General features: G+C 56.6%; 13 protein-coding genes. 8 read left to right on the top strand and 5 right to left on the bottom strand.

Annotation, left to right across the window (positions count from 1 at the left end):
- Positions 1-94: 94 nt before the first annotated feature.
- Complete coding sequence (yeiP, locus tag SIK69_RS12665) at positions 95-667, bottom strand: elongation factor P-like protein YeiP (RefSeq protein WP_319628906.1); 573 nt, start codon at positions 665-667, stop codon at positions 95-97.
- Between the two features lie 134 nt (positions 668-801).
- Here yeiP and SIK69_RS12660 point away from each other — a divergent pair, with 134 nt between their 5' ends.
- Complete coding sequence (locus SIK69_RS12660) at positions 802-1,056, top strand: YkgJ family cysteine cluster protein (RefSeq protein ID WP_319628907.1); 255 nt, start codon at positions 802-804, stop codon at positions 1,054-1,056.
- On the opposite strand, the gene setB is transcribed toward SIK69_RS12660, so the two are convergent.
- The gene (setB, locus tag SIK69_RS12655) at positions 1,053-2,234 is read right to left on the bottom strand and encodes a sugar efflux transporter SetB (protein WP_319628908.1); all 1,182 of its coding nucleotides are present in this window, start codon (positions 2,232-2,234) and stop codon (positions 1,053-1,055) included. The two genes, SIK69_RS12660 and setB, sit on opposite strands and share 4 nt — an antisense overlap.
- Positions 2,235-2,598: 364 nt before the next feature.
- Between setB and fruB the strand changes: the two genes are divergently transcribed.
- The 3 genes from fruB to fruA are packed head-to-tail and all read left to right on the top strand — an operon-like array spanning position 2,599 to position 6,369.
- Positions 2,599-3,729 carry a fused PTS fructose transporter subunit IIA/HPr protein gene (gene fruB, locus SIK69_RS12650; RefSeq protein WP_319786223.1) on the top strand — a complete coding sequence of 377 codons (1,131 nt, stop codon included), beginning with the start codon at positions 2,599-2,601 and terminating at the stop codon, positions 3,727-3,729.
- Positions 3,729-4,667 carry a 1-phosphofructokinase gene (gene fruK / locus SIK69_RS12645; RefSeq protein ID WP_319628910.1) on the top strand — a complete coding sequence of 313 codons (939 nt, stop codon included), beginning with the start codon at positions 3,729-3,731 and terminating at the stop codon, positions 4,665-4,667. The genes fruB and fruK overlap by 1 nt, the downstream gene beginning before the upstream one ends.
- A gap of 16 nt (positions 4,668-4,683) precedes the next feature.
- Positions 4,684-6,369 carry a PTS fructose transporter subunit IIBC gene (gene fruA, locus SIK69_RS12640; RefSeq protein WP_319786222.1) on the top strand — a complete coding sequence of 562 codons (1,686 nt, stop codon included), beginning with the start codon at positions 4,684-4,686 and terminating at the stop codon, positions 6,367-6,369.
- Between the two features lie 49 nt (positions 6,370-6,418).
- On the opposite strand, the gene nfo is transcribed toward fruA, so the two are convergent.
- Both nfo and SIK69_RS12630 read right to left on the bottom strand, forming a co-directional pair.
- Positions 6,419-7,276: a deoxyribonuclease IV gene (gene nfo, locus SIK69_RS12635; RefSeq protein ID WP_319786221.1), complete on the bottom strand. Its 858-nt coding sequence runs from the start codon at positions 7,274-7,276 to the stop codon at positions 6,419-6,421.
- 86 nt (positions 7,277-7,362) lie between these two features.
- Positions 7,363-8,412 carry a YeiH family protein gene (locus tag SIK69_RS12630; RefSeq protein ID WP_319786220.1) on the bottom strand — a complete coding sequence of 350 codons (1,050 nt, stop codon included), beginning with the start codon at positions 8,410-8,412 and terminating at the stop codon, positions 7,363-7,365.
- Between the two features lie 105 nt (positions 8,413-8,517).
- Here SIK69_RS12630 and yieE point away from each other — a divergent pair, with 105 nt between their 5' ends.
- From yieE to cirA, 3 genes are all read left to right on the top strand, one after another.
- Positions 8,518-9,384 carry a DNA-binding transcriptional regulator YeiE gene (gene yieE / locus SIK69_RS12625; protein ID WP_319628914.1) on the top strand — a complete coding sequence of 289 codons (867 nt, stop codon included), beginning with the start codon at positions 8,518-8,520 and terminating at the stop codon, positions 9,382-9,384.
- Positions 9,385-9,531: 147 nt separating this feature from the next.
- The gene (locus SIK69_RS12620; RefSeq protein WP_319628915.1) at positions 9,532-11,001 is read left to right on the top strand and encodes an amino acid permease; all 1,470 of its coding nucleotides are present in this window, start codon (positions 9,532-9,534) and stop codon (positions 10,999-11,001) included.
- Between the two features lie 275 nt (positions 11,002-11,276).
- Positions 11,277-13,241 carry a catecholate siderophore receptor CirA gene (gene cirA / locus SIK69_RS12615; protein ID WP_319628916.1) on the top strand — a complete coding sequence of 655 codons (1,965 nt, stop codon included), beginning with the start codon at positions 11,277-11,279 and terminating at the stop codon, positions 13,239-13,241.
- A gap of 88 nt (positions 13,242-13,329) precedes the next feature.
- Here the strand turns inward: cirA and fghA are convergent, their stop codons facing one another.
- The gene (gene fghA, locus SIK69_RS12610; RefSeq protein ID WP_319786219.1) at positions 13,330-14,166 is read right to left on the bottom strand and encodes an S-formylglutathione hydrolase; all 837 of its coding nucleotides are present in this window, start codon (positions 14,164-14,166) and stop codon (positions 13,330-13,332) included.
- 138 nt (positions 14,167-14,304) lie between these two features.
- Between fghA and SIK69_RS12605 the strand changes: the two genes are divergently transcribed.
- On the top strand, positions 14,305-15,453 hold the full coding sequence (locus SIK69_RS12605; RefSeq protein WP_319628918.1) for a YbfB/YjiJ family MFS transporter: 1,149 nt from the start codon (positions 14,305-14,307) through the stop codon (positions 15,451-15,453).
- Positions 15,454-15,537 lie beyond the last annotated feature (84 nt).

Below are 15,537 nucleotides of genomic sequence, written 5' to 3'. Positions count from 1 at the left end.
ATGGTTTGCCCGATGGCGCTGATGCTTATCGGGCCTACGGAATCTGAACCGTAGGCCCGACAAGCGCAACGCCGCCGGGCGCTCTGACTAAGAATTAATCAGCACGGCCCATATAGCGGCATTCTTCGATGTGAATGCGGATTTTCTCGCCGGTAGTCAGGTATTCTGGCACCTGAATGACCAGGCCGGTGGTGAGGGTGGCAGGCTTGGTACGGGAGCTGGCGGATGCGCCTTTGATGCCCGGTGCCGTTTCCACGATTTCCAAATCCACAGTCTGCGGCAGCTCAAGCGCCAGCAGCTGGGTATCCCACAGCAGAACCTGCATATCCGGCATCCCACCTTCAGGAATGAACTGGATCTCTTCTTCAATCTGATCTTTGGTGAAGATGTACGGCGTGTAGTCTTCTTTATCCATGAACACGTATTCGTTGCCATCGATGTACGAGAAGTCCACGAAACGGCGGGTCAGGCTCACGGTATCGACAATATCGTCACCTTTAAAACGTTCTTCTACCTTCATTCCGGTACGCACATCGGCGAAGCGCATTTTGTACAACGTTGCTGCGCCACGGGCGCTAGGTGACTGAATATCAATATTCTTTACAATCAGCAGTTTGCCGTTGTAATTCAGCACCATACCTTTTTTGATTTCATTCGCTCTTGGCATTGCAATAATCCTGTTTCTGGGAAGTCTAAAATATCGCGTAAAAGTACTCGGGCCGGGGCTTTCAGGCAAGGGGAATTCGCTGGTTTTGTGAAAAGGTGATAAGGTGCGTTTCCAGATAAATGTGAGAGTGAAAGATGGATTGCCGACCGGACTGTGGTGCCTGTTGTACCGCGCCTTCGATTTCCAGCCCAATCCCGGGAATGCCCCACGGCAAACCTGCTAACACGCCTTGCATTCAGCTCGACGAGCGGCTGCGTTGCAAACTCTTTGGCTCGCCGTTGCGCCCCAAAGTGTGCGCCGGGCTCCAGCCTTCTGGCGAGATGTGCGGCACCTCGTCACAGCAGGCCATGACCTATCTCATCAATCTCGAAGTCCTCACCACCCCTTAAACGTCTTTAATCTGCCACAGCCCGAAGGTGGTGATGATGCACATCCCCAGCGCAATCCAGAACACCGCGTGATAGCTCCAGATTTCTGCCACCACGCCTGCCATTGAACCGGCGATTATCCAGCCTACACGCGTGGTGTTGCTGTACAGCGTGGTTGCGGCTCCCGCCTGACCGGGCATCAAATCCTGAAAATAGAGCATCCCAATTCCGGCGAGGATACCGATATAAATCGCATTCAGCAGCTGCATCGCCAGCAGCAGTGCAGGGGAGTGAACGGTCAACATCCCGACGTAGAAAAATATTCCGGCGACCACCGCAATGCGCATCAGAAAACGCTTACCAAAACGCTTCGCGTAATATCCGGCAATCAGCATGGTGGGAATTTCCAGCCCGGCGGCGGTACCCATCATCACCCCAGCGAGTTTTTCTGGCAGGTGCAGTTCATCGATAATAAACAGCGGCATATTAATGATGTACAGGCTGTTGGTGCCCCACATTAGCGTACAGATGCCGAACAGCAGCAGTGCGTCTCGACGGTTAGTGCGCGGGGCCTCCAGGCGCGTGCCTGCGGCCGGACGCACTTTGCGCATACTCGGCAGGAATAACCACACAATCACCCCGCAGATGACATACGCCACGGCGGCGGAAAGATACATGGTCGTAAAGCCAAACCCCATCGCTAACGCATACGCCACCGGCGGACCAATTACCCACGCCAGCGATACCTGGGCACGCAGAATCGAACTGAACATTACCGCTTCACGGCCTGTTTTATCGGCGTGTTCACGGGCAAGGGCAAACATCTGGGGGTTGGAAGTCGAGCCGAAGCTGCTCAGGAAGACGCCGACAAACAGCAGAATGAAATAGTTGCGGTTCCAGGCAAACAGCACGCAGGCCATCATGCCTAACACACAGCAGAAGACGATCAGCGATTTTCGATCGCCCTGACGGTCTGAACGGCCAGCGAGAAACTGGCTCACCAGAATGCCGATAACCGCGCTACCGGTAAAGAAGAAGCCGACCATTGCCGGGCGGACATGCACTTCGTTGGTCAGAAACAGACTGAGCGTCGGGGTCTGCAACGCGCCCGCAATGCCTGTCAGGAAGGCGACCAGCAGGAAGGCGGATGAGGTCAGATCGAATCCCCGCCGTGGGGCTATAACGGTAGTGTTAGACATGTTGGGTTATCAGAAATCAGGAAGAGGCCGGATTTTACGCTGGCTGCCACGAAATAAACAGTGGATGCATCAAGTTCTGCACAAAAAATCAAAATGGCATTTCATAATAAGAATCACTCCAGCTGAAAAGTGCTGAACGCAGCGGCTGAAGACAATTCTCGCGTCAGCAAAAAGGGGGGATTGATAACGAAATGTGCAGTAGCTCTAAATTCTGACATCCAAAAATAAACATTTCTTGCGCATTATACAGGGCTGACCCAGACTGATTGAAACGTTTCAGCGTCATCTTTTCATCCTACGGGAAGCAGGTGACGTATTTTTTCTCATAATGGCTGAAACGATTCAATTCAGCGAGAGGAGAACCATGTTCCAGTTATCAACTCAGGATATCCATCCCGGTCAGCAGGCCGGGAATAAAGAAGAGGCGATTCGCCAGGTCGCGTCAGCGCTGGTTAGCGCGGGCAATGTGGCCAACGGTTACGTCGACGGTATGCTGGCTCGCGAGCAGCAGACCTCGACGTTTCTTGGCAACGGCATCGCCATCCCGCATGGCACCACCGACACCCGCGATCAGGTGCTCAAGACCGGCGTTCAGGTGTATCAGTTCCCGCAGGGCGTGACCTGGGGCGAAGGTCAAACGGCGTACGTCGCAATCGGTATTGCTGCCAGCTCTGATGAACACCTTGGCCTGCTGCGTCAGCTGACGCACGTGCTGAGCGACGACGCGGTGGCTGAACAGCTGAAAACCGCGACGACCGCTGAAGAGTTGCGAGCACTGCTGATGGGCGAAAAGCAGAGTGATGCGCTGAAACTGGATAACGACACCCTGACGCTCGACGTTGCGGCAAGTGATTTAGTGACGCTGCAGGCGCTTAACGCCGGGCGTCTGAAAGAAGCCGGTGCCGTCGATGCAGGATTTGTGGCACATGTCATTAACGACAAGCCGCTGAACCTGGGTCAGGGTATCTGGCTGAATGACTGTGCTGAAGGCAACCTGAAAAGTGCCGTAGCCGTTAGCCGGGCCGCGACGCCGTTTAGCGCTGACGATCAGTCAGTGGCTATGCTGCTGACCGTCGCGATGGCCGATGAACAGCCAACTGCCGTTCTGCGTCGTCTGAGCGCGCTGCTGCTTGATAATAAAGCTGAAAGTTTGCTGAATGCCGATGCAGCCACACTATTAGCGTTGCTGACCAGCGACGATGCGCCAGCAGCCGACGTGCTGAGCGCGGAGTTTGTGGTCCGTAACGAACACGGGCTGCATGCCCGTCCAGGCACCATGCTGGTGAACACTATCAAACAATTTAACAGTGAAATTACCGTCACTAACCTCGACGGTAGCGGGAAACCGGCCAATGGCCGTAGCCTGATGAAAGTGGTTGCACTCGGGGTGAAGAAAGGCCATCGCCTGCGCTTCACCGCCCAGGGCGAAGACGCGCAGGTAGCGCTCAACGCGATTGGTGAAGCCATCGCTTCCGGTCTGGGGGAGGGCGCGTAATGAGCAGACGTGTAGCTACAATCACCCTCAATCCGGCCTATGATCTTGTTGGGTTTACCCCGGAAGTAGAACGTGGCGAAGTGAACCTGGTGCGTACCACCGGTCTGCATGCGGCGGGTAAGGGCATTAACGTTGCCAAGGTGCTGAAAGATCTCGGTATCGATGTGACCGTCGGCGGCTTCCTGGGGAAAGACAACCAGGATGGTTTCCAGCAGCTGTTCAGCGAGCTGGGCATTGCCAACCGTTTCCAGGTGGTGCAGGGCCGAACCCGTATCAATGTCAAACTGACGGAAAAAGATGGCGAAGTGACTGACTTTAACTTCTCCGGTTTCGATGTCACCCCCGGCGATTGGGAACGTTTCGTCAACGATTCGCTCTCCTGGCTGGGCCAGTTCGATATGGTCTGCGTCAGCGGCAGTCTGCCTGCGGGCGTCAGCCCGGAAGCGTTCACCGACTGGATGACGCGTCTGCGCAGCCAGTGCCCGTGCATCATTTTCGACAGCAGCCGTGAAGCGTTGGTGGCGGGTCTGAAAGCCGCGCCGTGGCTGGTGAAACCGAACCGTCGCGAGCTGGAAATCTGGGCCGGTCGCAAGCTGCCAGAAATGAAAGACGTGATTGAAGCCGCGCACGCACTGCGCGAACAGGGCATTGCTCATGTGGTGATTTCACTCGGTGCCGAAGGCGCATTGTGGGTCAACGCATCCGGCGAATGGATTGCAAAACCACCGTCAGTTGAAGTGGTCAGCACCGTTGGTGCCGGAGATTCGATGGTTGGCGGCCTGATTTACGGCCTGCTGATGCGTGAATCCAGTGAACATACCTTACGCCTGGCAACCGCCGTCGCCGCACTGGCCGTCAGTCAGAGTAACGTAGGCATTACCGATCGTACCCAGTTGGCCGCGATGATGGCGCGCGTTGACTTACAACCCTTCAATTGACAGCAGGAGAGGCATAATGAAAACGCTGCTGATTATCGACTCCGGGCTCGGACAGGCGCGCGCCTATATGGCGAAAACCCTGTTGGGCGCGGCGGCTGCAAAAGCCCGTCTTGAGATTATCGACAACCCGAACGACGCTGAACTGGTGATTGTTCTTGGCGCTGCGCTGCCCGCTGATAGCGCGCTGAACGGCAAACAGGTTTACCTCGGCGATGTGAATCGTGCGGTGGCGCACCCGGAACTGTTCCTTGGTGAAGCCAAATCGCACGCGGCACCGTACGTGACCCCTGCGTCAATTGCGCCGGTAGCGAAAAGCGGTGCCAAACGCATCGTGGCCGTTACCGCGTGTCCAACCGGTGTGGCGCACACCTTTATGGCGGCTGAAGCCATCGAAACCGAAGCCAAAAAACGCGGCTGGTGGGTGAAGGTTGAAACCCGCGGTTCCGTCGGGGCTGGCAATGCCATCACCCCGGAAGAAGTGGCTGAAGCAGACCTGGTTATCGTCGCGGCAGACATCGAAGTAGACCTGGCGAAATTTGCGGGTAAACCGATGTACCGCACTTCTACCGGTCTGGCGCTGAAGAAAACCGCGCAGGAGCTGGATAAAGCGGTAGTGGAAGCTCAGCCGTACCAGCCGTCAGGTAACGTCCAGACAGCGCAGGAAGGTAAGAAAAAAGGCGGCGGAGCTTACAGCCACCTGCTGACCGGCGTGTCGTACATGCTGCCGATGGTGGTAGCGGGCGGTCTGTGTATCGCGCTGTCTTTCGCCTTCGGTATCACAGCCTTTAAAGAAGAGGGCACGCTGGCGGCGGCGCTGATGCAAATCGGTGGTGGTTCCGCATTCGCCCTGATGGTGCCCGTGCTGGCCGGTTACATCGCTTTCTCGATTGCTGACCGTCCGGGTCTGACGCCGGGTTTGATTGGCGGTATGCTGGCAGTCAGCACCGGGTCTGGTTTTATCGGCGGTATCATTGCGGGTTTCCTTGCAGGTTACGTGGCGAAGATGATCAGTACCAAACTGAAGCTGCCGCCAAGCATGGAAGCGCTGAAGCCGATTCTGATTATCCCGCTGCTCTCAAGCCTGGTTGTCGGCCTGGGGATGATTTACCTGATTGGTAAACCGGTCGCGGGTATTCTGGAAGGTCTGACCCACTGGCTGCAAACCATGGGCACCGCCAACGCGGTTCTGCTGGGTGCGATCCTCGGCGGTATGATGTGTACCGACATGGGTGGCCCGGTGAACAAAGCGGCTTATGCCTTTGGCGTCGGTCTGCTGAGTACGCAAACTTATGCCCCAATGGCAGCGATTATGGCGGCAGGTATGGTGCCACCGCTGGCACTCGGTCTGGCGACCCTTGTGGCGCGTCGTAAGTTCGACAAAGCGCAGCAGGAAGGTGGGAAAGCGGCGTTGGTGCTCGGCCTGTGCTTCATCACCGAAGGTGCTATCCCGTTTGCGGCGCGCGACCCAATGCGTGTTCTGCCTTGCTGTATCGTCGGCGGCGCGATCACCGGTGCCATCTCGATGGCGGTGGGCGCGAAACTGATGGCACCACACGGCGGTCTGTTTGTGCTGCTGATCCCTGGCGCAATCACCCCGGTGCTTGGCTACCTGTTGGCGATTGTGGTCGGTACGCTGGTGGCAGGTCTGTCTTACGCGGTGCTGAAGCGCCCGGAAGCGGAAGCCGTTGCGAAAGCGGCATAACGGTAAGTGATTAAAAGAAAAGGGCCGACATTGTCGGCCCTTTTGTCGTTTATGCCGCAGCCTCTTCGGTCTGCTGCGCTTTCAACCAGGCGATTTCTTCAGCCCAGATATCGGGGTTCACGGTTTCCAGTACCATCGGGATCCCGTCGAAGCGGCTGTCCTGCATGATCCAGCGGAACGCATCGTGTCCGATATTTCCTTCACCTAAGCTGTGGTGGCGGTCAACGCGGCTGCCGAAGGCGCTTTTGGCGTCATTCAGGTGCATCCCGCGCAGGTATTTAAAGCCCACGATGCGCTCAAATTCGGCGAAGGTTTTTTCACACTCCTCCGCGCTGCGCAGGTCATAGCCTGCCGCAAAGGCGTGACAGGTATCGATACACACCCCCACGCGCGATTTGTCTTCCACGCCATCAATAATTGCCGCCAGATGCTCAAACTCGAAGCCGAGATTGCTGCCCTGACCGGCGGTGTTTTCAATCACCGCAGTCACGCCTTCAGTCTGGGCAAGCGCGATGTTAATGGATTCGGCAATGCGCGCCAGACACTCGTCGACCGGGATTTGCATCAGATGGCTGCCCGGATGGAAATTCAGCAGCGTCAGCCCTAACTGTTGGCAGCGGGTGAGTTCATCCACAAAGGCTTCGCGGGATTTTTCCAGGGCGTCAGTTACCGGGTGACCAAGGTTAATCAGGTAGCTGTCGTGCGGCAGGATTTGCGCCGGGGAGAAATGGTATTTTTCGCAGGCGGCTTTGAAATCGTCAATGACGTCGCTGGTCAGCGGGGCCGCGCGCCACTGGCGCTGGTTCTTGGTGAACAGGGCAAATGCAGTGGCTTCAAGTTCAGCCGCGCGGATGGCGGCATTGGCGACACCGCCGGAGGCGCTGACGTGTGCTCCGATGTATTTCATATAAGAAAAACTCCTGTTAAACCCGCCGGGGGAAGTGCATAGCAAGTGCTAATCATAGCGGGTTAACAGGAGGGGGATACAGTGCTTTATGCCATCAGGGCATGAACGGCTACGTTAATCATGCCGCCGCCGACGATAAGCCAAGCGAACAATACCAGCGCCATCAGCAGGGGTTTCGCGCCCGCTTTTTTCAGGGCGCTAACGTGAGTCGTTAAGCCCAGAGCAGCCATCGCCATCGCCAGCAGTACGGTATCCAGCGTGACCAGCATATCAACAACCGCTTTCGGCAGCAGGTGGAAGGAGTTGAAGATAGCCACCACGATGAACAGGATAGCGAACCACGGAATGGTGATTTTACTCTTTTCTCCACTGCCCGCAGGGGCCAGCTGTTTCACTCGCGCCGCCAGAATCAGCAGGAACGGTGCCAGCATCATTACGCGCAGCATTTTGGCAATCACCGCCGCGTTTTCCGCTTCTGGGCTGATGGCATGACCAGCGGCAACAACCTGTGCTACTTCATGCATCGTGGAGCCAATATAAATGCCGTAGGTCTCCGGGCTGAACCAGTGGGCCAGCACCGGGTACATCGCCGGATAGAGGAAAATCGCAATCGTACCGAAGATAACCACGGTGGCTACCGCCACGGTGACTTTGCTGGATTCGGCTTTCAGTACGGGCTCGGTAGCCAGAACCGCCGCTGCGCCACAAATGCTGCTCCCCGCGCCAATCAGCCAGCTGGTGTGTTTATCCAGACCAAACACTTTCTGACCGAGGAACGTCGCCAGCAAAAAGGTACTGGTGAGCGTCAGGACGTCAATCGCAATTCCGCTGAAGCCGACGTCAGCAATTTGCGAAAACGTCAGGCGAAAGCCATACAGAATAATGCCCAGACGCAGTAAATGCTGTTTGGCGAACAGAACGCCGCCGTCGCAGCGCTGCCAGATTTTGGGGTAAACCGTATTGCCAAGCACCATGCCGAGCAGGATAGCCATCGTTAAGGCGCTAAATCCAGCGCCTGCAATGGCCGGAATGCTGCCGGTCCACAGCGCCAGGCCGGTGATCAGGGCGGTGAGCGCCAGGCCTGGGACAAAATGCGCCAGTGAATGTCGGTGTCTGTTGAGGGTGAGTGCTGTCATAACCTTCTCCTTTATCTGGGTTAAAGGTTACGCCGCGGTGGCTTAAAATTAAAATTGATTATATATTTATAATCAATCTATATATCCGATAAGCAAGAGTCTTCTATGCACATCACCTTACGCCAGCTGGAAGTGTTTGCCGAAGTTTTGAAAAGCGGGTCGACGACCCAGGCCTCGCAAATGCTGTCACTGTCGCAGTCGGCGGTTAGCGCGGCCTTGACCGATCTGGAAGGGCAGTTGGGCGTTCAGCTTTTCGACCGGGTCGGTAAAAGACTGGTGGTTAATGAACATGGCCGCCTGCTTTATCCGCGTGCGCTCGCCACCCTTGAACAGGCCACCGAAATCGAACAGCTGTTTCGCGAAGACAATGGCCACATTCGCGTGTTCGCCAGTAGCACCATCGGGAACTACATTTTGCCGGAGATAATTGCCCGCTATCGTCGGGATTTCCCGGCGTTACCGCTGGAGTTAAGCGTTGGTAATAGCCAGGACGTGATCAACGCGGTGAGCGATTTTCGCGTGGATATCGGGCTTATTGAAGGCCCGTGCCACGCCGCGGAAATTATCGCCGAGCCGTGGCTGGAAGACGAACTGGTGGTGTTTGCTGCCCCGGGATCGTCCCTGTTGACCGGGGATGTCACGCTGGCCCGCCTCGCCGAAGCACCGTGGATCCTGCGTGAGCGCGGGTCGGGTACGCGTGAAATCGTCGATTACCTTCTGCTGTCGCATCTGCCGGAATTTCATATGGGCATGGAGTTGGGCAACTCCGAGGCCATCAAGCACGCGGTGCGTCACGGCTTAGGCATAAGCTGTTTGTCGCGGCGAGTGATTGCCGAACAGCTCGACAGCGGCACGTTGGTGGAGTTGCAGGTTCCGCTCCCGCGCCTGACACGTATGCTCTGGCGTATTCATCATCGGCAGAAACATCTCTCTAATGCGCTGTCGCGTTTCTCACGCTATTGCGAGATTTGACCGACCTGGCGAAGCGCCCCTATAAGGGCTTTACTTATAATTTGCGCGTCATCATGAAGCTCTCTTATAACTGCGCATTTCCACCGGAAGGAACGCAGATCGTCTGCTACAATCGCGCCTCATTTTTTGGAAGGACAGCATTTTCCTATGGTTTCCGAAACTAAAACCACAGAAGCGCCCGCGCTCCGCCGCGAACTCAAGGCGCGTCACCTGACGATGATCGCGATTGGCGGTTCTATCGGTACAGGGTTGTTCGTTGCCTCAGGGGCAACGATTTCGCAGGCGGGCCCAGGCGGCGCACTGCTTTCTTATATTCTTATCGGTCTGATGGTGTACTTCCTGATGACAAGCCTCGGCGAACTGGCAGCATTTATGCCGGTGTCGGGCTCGTTTGCGACCTACGGCCAGAACTATGTTGAAGAAGGCTTCGGCTTCGCGCTGGGCTGGAACTACTGGTACAACTGGGCGGTGACTATCGCCGTTGACCTCGTCGCCGCGCAGCTGGTGATGAACTACTGGTTCCCGGACACCCCAGGCTGGATCTGGAGTGCGCTGTTCATGGGCATTATGTTCCTGCTGAACTGGATCTCGGTGAAGGGTTTTGGTGAAGCGGAATACTGGTTCTCACTGATTAAAGTCACCACCGTCATTATCTTTATCATCGTTGGTGTGATGATGATCCTCGGCATCTTTAAAGGCGCACAGCCGGTAGGTTGGAGCAACTGGACGACGGGCGATGCGCCGTTTGCCGGGGGCTTTGCGGCGATGATTGGTGTGGCGATGATTGTCGGCTTCTCCTTCCAGGGCACCGAACTTATCGGTATTGCGGCGGGTGAATCTGAAGATCCCGAGAAGAACATTCCCCGCGCGGTGCGTCAGGTGTTCTGGCGTATTCTGCTGTTCTATGTGTTCGCTATCCTGATTATCAGCCTGATCATTCCTTATACCGATCCGAGCCTGCTGCGTAACGACGTGAAAGACATTTCCGTCAGCCCGTTCACCCTGGTGTTCCAGCACGCTGGCCTGCTGTCTGCTGCGGCGGTGATGAATGCGGTCATCCTGACGGCGGTTCTGTCGGCGGGTAACTCCGGCATGTATGCCTCAACGCGTATGCTCTACACCCTGGCCTGTGACGGTAAAGCGCCGCGTATTTTCTCTAAGCTTTCCAAAGGTGGCGTACCGCGTAACGCGCTGTATGCGACCACGGTGGTCGCGGGGCTGTGCTTCCTGACCTCGATGTTTGGTAACCAGACCGTTTACCTGTGGCTGCTGAATACCTCCGGTATGACCGGGTTTATCGCCTGGTTGGGGATTGCTATCAGCCACTACCGTTTCCGTCGTGGTTACGTGATGCAGGGGCTTGATCTGAACAATCTGCCGTACCGTTCGGGCTTCTTCCCGGTGGGGCCAATCTTCGCGTTTGTTCTGTGTCTGATTATCACGCTCGGCCAGAACTATGAAGCTTTCCTGAAAGATACCATCGACTGGGGCGGTGTGGCGGCAACCTACATCGGTATCCCGCTGTTCCTGGTTATCTGGTTCGGCTACAAACTGTCGAAAGGCACTCGCTTTGTACGTTACAGCGAAATGCACTTCCCGGAACGCTTTAAGCAATAAGCACTGTCCTTGAGAAACCCTCCAGTCGGAGGGTTTTTTTTGCCCGGTGGCGCTACGCTTACCGGTCCTACGGTTATTTGTATGCCCGCGCTATACCCTTTTGACATAATTCCTCACAATTGAATTGATAATTGTTATCATTCTCTTTATCATCTTCGCACTTTCAGGATGAAGCCACTCCCCCGCATCTTGTCCGAGGACGTCACGGACCAGGGTGACCAGCCACATCTGCACTTTTTTTATTTGGTTGTTGTTTCACCTCATGGAGATTGGAAATGTTCAGGTTAAATCCTCTTGTTCGGGGCGGATTGTGCGCATCCGCATTTACGCTGGCGCTGCCGGTAATCGCCGCCAGTGATGCTGAAACCATGGTGGTGACAGCCGCCTCGACGGAGCAAAGCGTCAAAGACGCGCCCGCCAGCATCAGCGTGATCACCCAGCAGGATCTTCAGCGCCGTCCGGTGCAGAATCTGAAAGACGTATTACAGGACGTGCCGGGCGTACAGCTCACCAACGAAGGTGATAACCGCAAGGGCGTCAGCCTGCGTGGGCTCGACAGCAGCTACACCCTGATTCTGGTGGATGGTAAGCGCGTCAACTCCCGCAATGCGGTATTCCGTCATAACGATTTTGACCTCAACTGGATCCCGGTGGATGCCATCGAACGTATCGAAGTGGTGCGCGGGCCGATGTCTTCCCTGTACGGGTCCGATGCGCTGGGCGGAGTGGTGAACATCATCACTAAAAAAATCGGCCAGAAATGGCACGGCTCACTGACTGCTGATTCCACCCTTCAGGAACATCGCGATCGCGGCGATACCTACAACGGCCAGTTCTTCACCAGCGGTCCGCTGATTGACGGCGTACTGGGCATGAAGGCCTACGGTAATCTGTCCAAACGTGAAAAAGATGAGCAGCAAAAGTCCTCTACCTCCAGCACCGGGGAATCACCGCGCATCGAAGGCTATACCAGCCGCGACGGTAACGTAGAGTTCGCCTGGACGCCGAACGACAATCACGATTTCACCGCAGGCTACGGTTTCGACCGCCAGGACCGTGATTCTGATTCGCTGGATAAAAACCGCCTCGAGCGCCAGAACTACTCCTTAAGCCACAACGGGCGCTGGGATGTGGGTAACAGCGAGCTGAAGTTCTACGGCGAAAAAGTCGATAACAAAAATCCAGAACAGGCCGGGGTGATTACCTCTGAAAGCAATTCCATTGATGGTAAATACGTCCTCCCGCTGGGGGCGATTAATCAGCTGATCACCGTCGGCGGCGAATGGCGACATGATAAGCTCGAAGATCCGGTCAACCTGAAGGGCAGCGGCAGCACGTCTGCCAGCCAGTACGCGCTGTTTATTGAAGACGAATGGCGCATCTTTGAACCGCTGGCGCTGACCACTGGCGTGCGTATGGATGAGCACCAGACCTATGGCGACCACTGGAGCCCGCGTGCGTATCTGGTCTACTCCGCGACCGATACCGTGACCGTCAAAGGTGGCTGGGCGAACGCCTTTAAAGCGCCTTCATTGCTGCAACTCAGCCCGGACTGGACAACGAATTCTTGTCGCGGATCCTGCCAAATTGTCGGTAGCCCGGATCTGAAACCCGAAACCAGCGAAAGCTATGAGCTCGGCATTTATTACGCCGGGGAAGAGGGCTGGCTGGAAGGCGTGCAGGGCAGCATCACCGCCTTCCAGAATGACGTCGACGATCGGATCAGCGTCAGCCGTACCGCGAACGTCAATCAGGCCAAAGACTACCCGAACTTCGTTGGACTCAATCCCGACGGCAAGCCAATTTTCAGCTATTACAACGTCAACAAGGCGCGGATTCGCGGCCTCGAAACCGAGCTGAAATTCCCGCTGGCGGAAGACTGGAAAGTGACGCTGAACTACACCTATAACGACGGGCGTGATATCAGCGACGGCGGCAATAAACCGCTGTCTGAGCTGCCGTTCCACACCGCTAACGGCGTAGTGGACTGGCAGGCAAGTGAAGACTGGTCGTTCTATATGCAGGCGAACTACAGCGGTGAGAAGCGCGCGATTGCTACCAACGGCCCAACGCCGGGTGGGTATGTTATCTGGAATACCGGTGGCGGGTGGCAGGCAACAAAAAACGTTAAGCTGCGTGCCGGGGTGATGAACCTGCTGGATAAAGATCTCAGCCGCGACGATTACAGCTACAACGAAGACGGCCGACGCTACTTTGTGGCGGTGGATTACCGCTTCTGATAGCAAACTGCCGGGCGGCACTGCGTTCGCCCGGCCTACAGCCTTTGTTGGCCCGGTAAGCGTTACGCCACCGGGCGACAGACGGGCGTTACTTCACCAAATGCTGCGCATGGAAGCGCAAATGATCCTCAATAAAAGAGGCGATAAACCAATAGCTGTGATCAAACCCGGATTGGATCCGCAGGGTCAGCGGCCACTGGCTCTGACGGGCGGCTTCGGCCAGCACCGCAGGCTGGAGCTGATCGGCCAGGAACTGATCGGTATCGCCCTGATCGATCAATGTTGGAATGGCGCTGGCCGGATCGCTTTTCAGCATCAGCGCACAGCTGTCCCACGCTTCCCACATCGCTTTGTCATCGCCCAGATAGGCGCTAAACGCTTTCTGCCCCCAGGGTACACGGGTCGGGTTCACGATCGGCGCAAAAGCTGACACGCTGGTATATTTCCCCGGATTTTTCAGCGCCAGAATTAACGCCCCGTGGCCGCCCATCGAGTGGCCGCAAATCGCGCTGCGCTCGGCAACATTAAACTGGGCCTGCACCAGCGCCGGCAGTTCATCACGCAGATAATCGTACATGCGATAATGCGTTGCCCACGGTGCCTGCGTGGCGTTGAGATAAAAGCCCGCCCCTTTCCCGAGATCGTAATTATCGTCGTCGGCGACGTCATCCCCGCGCGGGCTGGTGTCTGGCATCACCAACACAATTCCCAGTTCGGCAGCCACGCGCTGCGCCCCGGCTTTAGTGGCGAAATTCTCGTCGGTACAGGTCAGGCCCGATAACCAGTAGACCACCGGCGGCGGCGTAGTATCGCGCGGCGGTGGCAGAAAAATGCTGAACGTCATGGCGCAGTTCAGGGTGGTGGAGTCGTGTCGCCAGCGTTGCTGCCAGCCGTCAAAACAGCGGTGCTCTTCGAGCAGTTCCATGCCAGGCTCCCGGATGAGTGATTGAAAATGTTCTGTTTCATCATACACATCATGCGCAGCGATGAGTAACTTTCACTTCCGCATTGGAGTTACATGCTGCATCATAAACGTAACTTTACATTAACATGTGAGACGAAAATGGCGCTACGTACCGCGCTGAGCGGCTTTGTCATGCTGGTGGTGGCGATGGGGATAGGGCGCTTTGCCTTTACGCCTCAGGTGCCGCTGATGATTGCTGACGGACAGCTCACGCTGACCAGCGCCGGGCTGGTGGCGGCGATGAATTATCTCGGCTATCTGCTCGGGGCATGGGATGCGATGCGCGCCCATCGAGGGGTGGAAGGGCGGTTGTACGCCGGAGTCCTCGGCGCAGTTATCCTGACCTTTCTCTCCGCGTGGGCCGATAACGCCTGGCTGCACGGCCTGTTGCGCTTAGTGATTGGGGCCATGAGCGGGTGGGCGATGGTACTCACCGCGGCCTGGACTAACGAACGCCTGGCGCACGCGGGCAGACCGGGTCTGAGTGCGGCGGTATTTGCCGGACCGGGGGCGGGCATCGCGCTGAGCGGTTTGCTGGCGGTGTACATCCATTCGCAGCAGTTGAGCGCCGGGCGTGGCTGGCTGCTGTATGGCCTGCTGGCGCTGGTGTTGGTGGCGTTTGTTTCCCGCTGGCTACCACGACCTGGTGATTTCCATCGACCGGATGTCAAACCTGAACCGCTGACCTTAACCCCCAATTTGAAACGCCTGGTGTGGAGCTACAGCCTGGCGGGATTTGGCTACATTTTGCCTGCCACCTTTCTATCGCAAATGGCCGCCGCGCGTTTTCCCGGCAGCCTGTTTGCCCAGTTCCTGTGGCCGGTATTCGGCGCGGCAGCGGTGGTCGGCATTGGATTGAGCATTTTGCTTCGCGGGGTCGGTCATAGCTATCAACGACTGGCGATAGTGCTGTGGTTACAGGGCGCTGGGGTATTGGCGGCGTGGCTGGTGCCGGGTATGAGCGGGCTGGTTATCGGAGCGTTGCTGGTCGGCGGTGGTTTCCTCTGCGCGGTTCAGCTGTCCTTACTGTACGGGCGGGAACTCGCCCCACAGCATACCCGTTATATGGCCGGTTTGCTGACCACCGGGTATGCCGTCGGTCAATTGGTCGGGCCAATGACTTCTGCGCTGTCGACCTGGCTTACCCAACGTCTCGAACCGGCGTTGGGTGTGGCCGCCGTCGCGCTGTTAGTGGGCGGGGCGCTGGTCTGGCGTCCACAGCAAGAAAGGTTAAGCCAATTTCAATAATTATCGCCGTGAATACTGGATTCTGTGCGCGGCCTCACGCACAATGAGTGCTCACTTTGCCCTCAGAGTGCAAAGGTCGCCACA

The sequence above is a fragment of the Scandinavium lactucae genome (genome assembly GCF_033843265.1).
In the GTDB taxonomy this organism is placed as follows: Bacteria; Pseudomonadota; Gammaproteobacteria; order Enterobacterales; family Enterobacteriaceae; genus Scandinavium; species Scandinavium lactucae.
The sequence above is the reverse complement of the archived record's forward strand: the minus strand, read 5'-3'. Positions and strand labels throughout refer to the sequence as shown.

What these genes read in the sequence shown, in the direction of transcription:
- setB (WP_319628908.1), bottom strand. Translation starts at nt 2,234, where the DNA reads ATGTCTAACACTACCGTTATAGCCCCACGGCGGGGATTCGATCTGACC.
- nfo (WP_319786221.1), bottom strand. Translation starts at nt 7,276, where the DNA reads ATGAAATACATCGGAGCACACGTCAGCGCCTCCGGCGGTGTCGCCAAT.
- fruK (WP_319628910.1), top strand. Translation starts at nt 3,729, where the DNA reads ATGAGCAGACGTGTAGCTACAATCACCCTCAATCCGGCCTATGATCTT.
- SIK69_RS12630 (WP_319786220.1), bottom strand. Translation starts at nt 8,412, where the DNA reads ATGACAGCACTCACCCTCAACAGACACCGACATTCACTGGCGCATTTT.
- fghA (WP_319786219.1), bottom strand. Translation starts at nt 14,166, where the DNA reads ATGGAACTGCTCGAAGAGCACCGCTGTTTTGACGGCTGGCAGCAACGC.
- yeiP (WP_319628906.1), bottom strand. Translation starts at nt 667, where the DNA reads ATGCCAAGAGCGAATGAAATCAAAAAAGGTATGGTGCTGAATTACAAC.
- SIK69_RS12660 (WP_319628907.1), top strand. Translation starts at nt 802, where the DNA reads ATGGATTGCCGACCGGACTGTGGTGCCTGTTGTACCGCGCCTTCGATT.
- fruB (WP_319786223.1), top strand. Translation starts at nt 2,599, where the DNA reads ATGTTCCAGTTATCAACTCAGGATATCCATCCCGGTCAGCAGGCCGGG.
- SIK69_RS12620 (WP_319628915.1), top strand. Translation starts at nt 9,532, where the DNA reads ATGGTTTCCGAAACTAAAACCACAGAAGCGCCCGCGCTCCGCCGCGAA.
- SIK69_RS12605 (WP_319628918.1), top strand. Translation starts at nt 14,305, where the DNA reads ATGGCGCTACGTACCGCGCTGAGCGGCTTTGTCATGCTGGTGGTGGCG.
- fruA (WP_319786222.1), top strand. Translation starts at nt 4,684, where the DNA reads ATGAAAACGCTGCTGATTATCGACTCCGGGCTCGGACAGGCGCGCGCC.
- yieE (WP_319628914.1), top strand. Translation starts at nt 8,518, where the DNA reads ATGCACATCACCTTACGCCAGCTGGAAGTGTTTGCCGAAGTTTTGAAA.
- cirA (WP_319628916.1), top strand. Translation starts at nt 11,277, where the DNA reads ATGTTCAGGTTAAATCCTCTTGTTCGGGGCGGATTGTGCGCATCCGCA.